Source organism: Streptomyces sp. NPDC056480, from assembly GCF_042795405.1.
Classification (GTDB): Bacteria; Actinomycetota; Actinomycetes; order Streptomycetales; family Streptomycetaceae; genus Streptomyces.
This window is the reverse complement of the sequence record NZ_JBHTSA010000098.1, coordinates 22,731-30,234: the sequence shown is the minus strand read 5'-3', so window position 1 is coordinate 30,234 and position 7,504 is coordinate 22,731. Positions and strand designations below refer to the sequence as shown.

Annotated in this window: 7 protein-coding genes and 1 tRNA gene; 3 read left to right on the top strand and 5 right to left on the bottom strand. The window is 73.7% G+C overall.

The annotated features are described in order from the left end of the window. Positions 1 to 54: 54 nt before the first annotated feature. A complete protein-coding gene (locus ACFQ79_RS31255) occupies positions 55 to 519 on the bottom strand; it encodes a GatB/YqeY domain-containing protein (protein ID WP_383589717.1) in 465 nt (154 codons plus the stop codon). A gap of 74 nt (positions 520 to 593) precedes the next feature. On the opposite strand from ACFQ79_RS31255, the gene ACFQ79_RS31250 reads away from it, so the two are divergent. Continuing rightward, positions 594 to 1,532: a metallophosphoesterase gene (locus ACFQ79_RS31250; RefSeq protein ID WP_319316004.1), complete on the top strand. Its 939-nt coding sequence runs from the start codon at positions 594 to 596 to the stop codon at positions 1,530 to 1,532. A 156-nt stretch (positions 1,533 to 1,688) separates the two neighbouring features. Then, a tRNA-Pro gene (locus ACFQ79_RS31245) sits at positions 1,689 to 1,762 on the top strand. A gap of 149 nt (positions 1,763 to 1,911) precedes the next feature. On the opposite strand, the gene ACFQ79_RS31240 is transcribed toward ACFQ79_RS31245, so the two are convergent. Continuing rightward, a complete protein-coding gene (locus tag ACFQ79_RS31240; RefSeq protein WP_030323475.1) occupies positions 1,912 to 2,790 on the bottom strand; it encodes a glycosyltransferase family 2 protein in 879 nt (292 codons plus the stop codon). A 308-nt stretch (positions 2,791 to 3,098) separates the two neighbouring features. On the opposite strand from ACFQ79_RS31240, the gene ACFQ79_RS31235 reads away from it, so the two are divergent. Beyond that, on the top strand, positions 3,099 to 4,259 hold the full coding sequence (locus ACFQ79_RS31235) for a protein kinase (protein WP_383589715.1): 1,161 nt from the start codon (positions 3,099 to 3,101) through the stop codon (positions 4,257 to 4,259). Positions 4,260 to 4,389: 130 nt separating this feature from the next. Here the strand turns inward: ACFQ79_RS31235 and ACFQ79_RS31230 are convergent, their stop codons facing one another. From ACFQ79_RS31230 to ACFQ79_RS31220, 3 genes are all read right to left on the bottom strand, one after another. After that, positions 4,390 to 4,671: a hypothetical protein gene (locus ACFQ79_RS31230; protein ID WP_383589713.1), complete on the bottom strand. Its 282-nt coding sequence runs from the start codon at positions 4,669 to 4,671 to the stop codon at positions 4,390 to 4,392. A 171-nt stretch (positions 4,672 to 4,842) separates the two neighbouring features. Beyond that, a complete protein-coding gene (locus ACFQ79_RS31225; protein WP_383589711.1) occupies positions 4,843 to 5,859 on the bottom strand; it encodes a YdcF family protein in 1,017 nt (338 codons plus the stop codon). Between the two features lie 20 nt (positions 5,860 to 5,879). After that, positions 5,880 to 7,481: a tetratricopeptide repeat protein gene (locus ACFQ79_RS31220; protein ID WP_383589709.1), complete on the bottom strand. Its 1,602-nt coding sequence runs from the start codon at positions 7,479 to 7,481 to the stop codon at positions 5,880 to 5,882. Between the last annotated feature and the right edge of the window lie 23 nt (positions 7,482 to 7,504).

Below are 7,504 nucleotides of genomic sequence, written 5' to 3'. Positions count from 1 at the left end.
CCCCACCTCGGTGGGGGCGCCCTCACACGTATCGTCTTCGTCGGCTCCCGGAGGTCAGCCCGCGAGGAGCTTCTTCACGGAGGCGGCGACACGGCCGCCGTCGGCCTGGCCGGCCACCTTCGGGTTCACGATCTTCATGACGGCGCCCATGGCCGGCGGGCCCTCGGCGCCCGCCGCCTTCGCCTCCGCGACGGCCGCCGCGACGATCCCGTCGAGCTCCTCGTCGCCGAGCTGCTTCGGCAGGTACGCGTCGAGGAGGACCCCCTCCGCCTTCTCCCGCTCGGCCGACTCGAGGCGACCGCCCTGGGCGAAGGCCTCCGCGGCCTCGCGGCGCTTCTTCGCCTCCTTGGCGATCACCTTCTGCACCTCGTCGTCGGAGAGTTCGCGCTTGGTCTTGCCCGCGACCTCCTCCTTGGTGATCGCGGTGATGGTCAGCCGCAGGGTCGAGGAGCGCAGTTCGTCGCGCTCCCGGATCGCGGCGTTGAGGTCGGCCTGGAGCTTCGCCTTCAGCGTGGTCATGGGCTCAAGTGTGGCAGGTGTGGCGCCCCACCCGCCCGCGCATTTACGCCCGGAGGGTCTGCGACGATGGGGGGATGCGCGCACGGTACGGCATCCCCCTGAAGATCACGGCAGGCCTCACGGCCACGGCGGCCGCGGGAATCGTCTACGCGGCGGGCTTCGAGGCCCGCTCGTTCCGGCTCCGCCGCGTGACGGTCCCGGTGCTCCCGCCCGGCATGGCCGATCTGCGGGTCCTCCAGGTCTCCGACATCCACATGGTGAGCGGCCAGCGCAAGAAGCGCGCCTGGCTCCAGTCCCTCGCCGGGCTCCGCCCGGACTTCGTCGTCAACACCGGCGACAACCTCTCCGACCCGGAGGCGGTGCCGGAGGTCCTCGACGCGCTCGGTCCGCTGATGGAGTTCCCGGGCGTGTACGTCTTCGGCTCCAACGACTACTACGGGCCCCGGCTCCGCAACCCCGCCCGCTACCTCCTGGAGAGGGCACAGGGCCGGCACGGCCTCAACGGCAACAAGCCGGTCGTCGGCGCCGTCCACAACCCGTGGGAGGACATCAAGGACGGGTTCGACGCGGCCGGCTGGGTGGACCTCACCAACACCCGGGGCCGGCTCAAGCTCCCGCAGGCGGACCTCGCGTTCACCGGCGTCGACGACCCGCACATCAAGCGCGACCGGTACGAGCGGGTCGCCGGCGGCCCCGACGCCTCGGCCGACTTCTCGGTGGGCGTGGTCCACGCCCCGTACCTGCGCGCGCTCGACGCCTTCACGGGCGACGGGTACGAGCTGCTCCTCGCCGGACACACCCACGGCGGTCAGCTGTGCATCCCCTTCTACGGGGCGCTCGTCACCAACTGCGACCTGGACACCGACCGGGTGAAGGGCCTGTCCACCCATACGGTCGGCGACCGTACGTCCTACCTCCACGTCTCGGCGGGCTGCGGCACCAGCCGCTACACCCCGGTCCGCTTCGCCTGCCCGCCCGAGGTCACCCTCCTCACGCTGACCGCCCGCGCCTGACCCCTGGCGGTGGGGCATGTCCACGCCGAACCACGCCCGCGCCCCGGACCGCATCCGACCTGCGCCGCGACCGCCGGGAAACCGGATTTCGCCTCAGCGCGCGCGTGGGCTAAAGTAATCGATGTCGCCGCGACGTGAACAACAGAGCAGCGACATCGGGGTGTAGCGCAGCTTGGCAGCGCGCTTCGTTCGGGACGAAGAGGTCGTGGGTTCAAATCCCGCCACCCCGACAGCCGTAAGACCAGTTCAGGGGCCTGATCCGAGACATCGGATCGGGCCCCTGAGTGGTTTCCGGGGTTCTGTCGTTGCCGCGGTTTCCAGATCCTCCGGGGTGTGCGCCGGTGGGCCGCCGCCCGTGGGGCGGGCGGCGGCCTTCGTGTCAGATGACCGGCGGGCGGCCCAGGCGGGTCATGTGGCGGACCGTGGACCAGCGCATGGGGTGGCGGGGGCCGCAGGAGCGGCGGACGCCCTCCGCGAAGCCGGCGAACCAGGACGCGAGGCCCGGCAGGGAGCGGGTGCGGGCCAGCGTGAGGAGGGTCCAGACGCCCAGGTAGACGGGGACGAGCAGGGCCGGCAGATTGCGCTTGGCGAGCCAGACGCGGTTGCGGGCCGTCATCCGGTAGTAGACGGCGTGCCGGGCCGGGCTGGTCTTCGGGTGCTGGAGGAGGAGTTTCGGCTCGTAGACGACCTTCCAGCCCGCGTCGAGGGCGCGCCAGGCCATGTCGGTCTCCTCGTGGGTGAAGAAGAAGTCCTCCGGCCAGCCGCCGATCTCGTCGAGCATCGCCATCGACAGGCCGTGGCCGCCGCCCAGGAAGGTCGTGACCTCCCCGCCGCGCATCGGGTCCTTCGCCCCGAGGCGCGGGACGTGGCGGCGCTGCGTCTCGCCCGTCTCGTCGGCGATGCGGAAGGACACGACGCCCAGGGCGTCGTCCCCCTCGTACAGGTCGGCCAGCCGGCGGAAGACGTCCGTGTCGACGAGCAGGCCGTCGTCGTCGAGGTCCACCAGCACGTCGACGTCGCCGAAGGCGCGCAGGGTCTCGATCGCGACGTTCCGGCCCCCGGACACGCCCCGGTTCTCGGGCAGTTCGACCCCCGTCACGCCCTCGGGGAGCTCCGGGAGGGTCCCGGTGCCGTTGCCGACGACCACGATCCGGGTGGCGGCCTCGTCCTGCGCCGCCACCGCGTCGAGCAGCGCCCGCAGCTCGTCGGGGCGGGTGCCCATCGTCAGTACGGCCACACCCACACGAGGTCGCGCCACGACTCTCTCCGTTCCACGGTCACCGGCGTCCGCCGGCACTCATTTCCGGACTCACTCCGGTCCGCGATGCTAACCGGCCGACGCCACCTTCCGTTCACCCGAGCCTCGGTTGTCGTCCATCGCCCCGCCCGTACCACCGGGGCGGGGGCACCGGACGTGGGCTTCTTCACTCGGGTCGGCGGACGCACCGGGGGGAGCGCGGCGAACGGCGTCGCCCGGCGGCTCTACGCTGGTTCCCTTCCGTCAAGTTGATCGATCGTCGAAGGGGTGGTCTCCAGGTGCTGGTCGCGGACCGATATCGGCTTCATGTGTGTATCGGCCGGGGCGGCATGGGCGAGGTGTGGCAGGCCACCGACGAGGTGCTCGGCCGGGACGTCGCCGTGAAGCTGATGCTGGCGCACGGGACCGACCCCTCCGCCGCCGACCGGTTCCGGCTGGAGGCGCAGACCGCCGCCCGGCTGAGCCACCCGCACGTGGTGGGCGTCTTCGACTTCGGCACCTGGGACGGAAAGCTGTTCCTCGTCATGGAGTTGGTGGAGGGCGACAGCCTCGCCGGCAGTCCGTCCGATCCGCTGGTGCTGCCCGCGGAGCGGGTCGCCGTGGTCGCCGCGCACGCCGCCGCCGGGCTCGCCGCCGCGCACCGGCAGGGCGTCGTGCACCGGGACATCAAGCCGGGGAACCTCCTGGTCGACGCCGACGGGACGGTGAAGCTCGCCGACTTCGGCATCGCCCGCTTCGTCGACGACCCCTCGGCGGCGCTCACCACGACGGGCCAGATCGTCGGCACGGGGCTCTACCTCGCCCCCGAGCGGGCCCTCGGGCAGCCCGCGTCGCCCGCCTCCGACGTCTACTCGCTCGGCTGCGTGCTCTACCAACTCCTCACCGGCCGACCGCCGTTCCGCGCGGACACCGCCACGGCCCTGCTGTACCAGCACATCGACACCGCTCCGGTGCCGCCCGGCCGGCTCGGAGTGGCGCTGCCGCCCGAGTTCGAGACGTATCTGCTGAGCCTGCTGGCCAAGCAGCCGGAGCAGCGGCCGCCGGCGCAGGCCATCGCGGACTGGTTCTCCTCCGGCGCCTGGCGCGCCTATGCCGCGCCCGCCCCGGCGCGGCACGCCCCGCACCACACCACCGGGCTCCCGGCGGGCGCCGCCACCCGCTCGGCGCCGATGCCGGGGACAGGACGCGTACCGGGAGCCGCACCGATACCCGGGGCCGCCCCGATGGCCGGATCCGGGCCCCTGCCCGTACCGGCGCCGATGCCCGGGCAGGCCCGCAGACCCGCGCCCGCGCAGGCGCACAGACCCCGGTCCGCGGGGGCGCCCGCCTCCCGGCGGCGCGAGCGGCCCGGCAGCACCACCGGCGGGCTGGCGGAGCTCTCCCGGCGCCGTCCCCGCAAGACGGCCGCCGTCGCCGGCGCCATCGCCTTCGTGGTCTTCCTGATCATCGGGATGGCCTGGCTCTCCTGACCCCCGGCTCCCGTACGGCCTCGGTGGCACCGGGGCGCCTCAGTACGGCCTCGGTGGCACCGGGGCGCCTCAGTACGGCCTCGGTGGCACCCGGGGCACCTCAGTACGGCCTCGGTCGCACCAGGGCCCCTCAGTACGGCCTCGGTGGCATCACCTGTGGCTCCCCGTCCGCCGTCGCGAGCAGCAGGCAGCGCGGTTCGTCCGGCCCCGTGGAGGCCAGTACGGTCACCGTCGTCGGCGGGTCGGTCGGCAGCTCGACCGGGACCGGGACCGGCTGGTCGCCCTTGATCGCGGCATGGCCGGTCTCCTTGCCGTCGACGAGGATCTCGACGACGGACCTGTGCCCGGTCTGGACGGTCGCGGAGACCGAGTGCCCGAGGTGGTCGATGTGGAAATGGTGCCGTCGGCTCATGGGTGACCTCCGTACCTCAAGAGTAGGTACGGACCCCCGATCCCGCCGCTCCCGCGGCGCCCGGCGCGGATCACGGCCGGAGTGCGGCCCCACCCGGCCGGTGGTCAGATGGACCGGTACGCCGATCAGCGCCCCCGCGGAACGGAGCACCCCGATGACCGAGCGCCGGCCTCAGCGGCTCGCCCAGACGAGTGCCCCGAGCAGGATCAGGGTCCCCAGGATCCCGAGGTTGACCACCTTGTACTGGAGGAAGACCGCGGCGAACTCGCGCATGGTCGCCGACGGCCAGAAGTAGGCGGCGGTCGGCGAGCCCACCACCTGGCCGTTCACGCCCGCCCTGCGGGCCAGGATGGCGGCCCGGAAGGCGTGGAAGTTGTTGGTGACGATCACGCACGAGGAGCCCGGCCTGTCGCGCTCCATCAGCACCCTGCTGAAGATCATGTTCTCCTCGGTGGTGCGCGAGCGGTCCTCGCGCACCAGCGCGCCCGGCGGGAAGCCGCGCTCGACGAGGTAGTCGGCCATCGCGTGGGACTCGGGCACCTCCTCGTCGGGGCCCTGGCCGCCCGAGACGATGAGGACGGGGGCGCCGTCGCGCCGCTCGTACGCGGCCAGCCTCTCGTGCACCTCGCGCCCCCGCTCCAGGCGGCTCGCGAGGAGCGGCGGCACCCGGCGGCCGCCGATCAGGCCGGAGCCGAGCACCACGACGTAGTCGGCGTCGCGGCGGATCCTCATCCGGCCGTACAGGAACGCGTAGCCGACGAAGCAGACGAAGAGGAAGGAGACGTAGCCGAGGACGAGGAGAAGGGTGACGACGAGTGTCTGCAGGGCCCACGAGTCGGTGGCCGCGGCCGTCACCGCCAGGACCATCACACCGAACATGCCGAGCCCGGCGAGGAGCGAGAGCAGGTTGGACGGGCGCCTGCCCTCCTTGCGGACCATCTTCACGCCGTTCGCGGTGAGCAGCCCCGCGAGGACGACCGGGCCGAGGCCGAGCACCAGCAGCCCGCCGATCATCACCGTCTCGGCGACGCCGGGCGGAGCGTCCTCGACCCCGGCGAGCAGCCCGATCCCGAAGAAGGTGACGGCGAGGCCGAGGTGCACGGCGTTGCCGAAACGGCGCCGGTCCCGTCGTACACCGAGCGCGAAGAACAGAAGGAAGACCGCGGCGACGGCGAAGGCGTACGACATGACGGCATCGTAGGCAGACGTCAGGTCTCCCCCGCCAGGGCGAACAGGCCGCGCCGCGCCCCCTCTTCGTAGGCGTACCGGAGTTCCCGGCCGCCGAGCAGCAGCCGGAGTGCCCGCTCGCTCCGGGCCCGGGTCACCACGCAGAACTCCGCCGGCCGGTACGAGGTGTCGAAGACCGAGCTCCGGAACAGGTCGACCGCGCCCAGGAGATGGGCCGCCGCGTCCCGGCGGCCCGCCGACACCCGGATCTGGGCGAGGAGTTCCGCCGCGCCGGCCGCGCCCGCCGCCGACCCCAGGCGCAGATGCTCCCGGAGTGCCCACCGGGCGTGTTCGGCGGCCCGCTCCAGATCCCCGTCCCACGCCGCGAGCTCGGCGCGGGCGACGTACGACCAGGCCTCGGCGTCCATGTCGCGGCCGCGCCACGACCACCGGCTCTCACGGTCCAGGTCGGCCTGGTCGAGGGCCTCCTGCGCGGCCTCCGGGTCCGTACGGCACAGGGCGAGCGCGATGCCCGCCCAGCACGCGTGCCGGGTCGGGCCGAACTCCGGGTACTCCCCCATCAGCGCGAGGGCCTCCCGGAACTCCTCCGCCGCCGCGCGCGTGCGCCCCTGATAGAGCGCGGTCGAGCCCCGCAGATGGGCGAGGAGCCCCAGGGCTCCGTCGTCCCCGTCCCGTACGGCCGCCGCCCAGGCCCGGACGAGGAGCGGATCGGCCTCCTCCGGGCGGCCCGACTCCAGTTCCAGGAACGCGGCGAGCCACAGGGCGCGGGCCGTCGGCTCCCCGCCGAGCAGGGCGAGGGCGTGCCGCAGCCGGGTCCGTCCCTCGGCGACCCGCCCGCAGACCACCCACAGGAACCACAGGGAGACCGCGATCTCGACGGCGGTGTCCGCCTCGTCCTCGCGCGCGTGCGGCGCGGTCGTCGGGTCCATGGCGGCGGCCAGGTCGGGGAGTTCGCGCAGGGCGAGGTCGCGGGCGTCGAGCTGGCGGCCGCTCTGCCACCAGTCGGCGGCCCGCCGGGCGAGCTTCACGCACCACCGCCGGTGCCGCAGGACGAGGTCCGGGCGGTCGCCGCGTTCGGTGAGCCGCCGGGCGCCCACGGCCCGCATCGGGTGCGGCATCCAGTAGCGGGGGACGTCGTCCTCGCCGGCGAAGAGGTCGTCGACGGGGAGGAGGGCGAGGGGCACGAGCCGGTCGAGGACGGCGAGGACCGTCCCCGGGGGCAGCGTCCACGACGCGCACACCTCGTGGACGGCGTCCCGGCCGAAGGCCCCCTCGAAGACGGACAGCCGCTCCCACAGGAGCCGTTCGGCGGGCCCGCAGCGGGCGTATCCGCGCTCGGCGGCGGCGAGCTGGTCGGCGCTCACCGGCTCGCCCCACAGCAGCCGCTCCTCAGGCACGGGACCGCCCCACGGCGACAGCTCCTCGGGCACGGGACCGCCCCACGGCGACAGCTCCTCGCGTACGGGACCGCCCCACGGCGACAGCTCCTCGCGTACGGGACCGCCCCACGACGGCAGCTCCTCGCGTACGGGACCGCCCCACGACGGCGGTTCTCCGCCCACCGGACCGCCCCGGAGCGTCCGCTCCGGGGTCTCGGGCGGATCCTCGAACCCCATGCGCATCGCCCCCGTCCTCTCCCCGTGTA

Excerpts from the sequence above, each read along its gene's own strand:
- ACFQ79_RS31220 (WP_383589709.1), bottom strand. The coding sequence starts at position 7,481 with ATGCGCATGGGGTTCGAGGATCCGCCCGAGACCCCGGAGCGGACGCTC.
- ACFQ79_RS31225 (WP_383589711.1), bottom strand. The coding sequence starts at position 5,859 with ATGTCGTACGCCTTCGCCGTCGCCGCGGTCTTCCTTCTGTTCTTCGCG.
- ACFQ79_RS31255 (WP_383589717.1), bottom strand. The coding sequence starts at position 519 with ATGACCACGCTGAAGGCGAAGCTCCAGGCCGACCTCAACGCCGCGATC.
- ACFQ79_RS31250 (WP_319316004.1), top strand. The coding sequence starts at position 594 with ATGCGCGCACGGTACGGCATCCCCCTGAAGATCACGGCAGGCCTCACG.
- ACFQ79_RS31230 (WP_383589713.1), bottom strand. The coding sequence starts at position 4,671 with ATGAGCCGACGGCACCATTTCCACATCGACCACCTCGGGCACTCGGTC.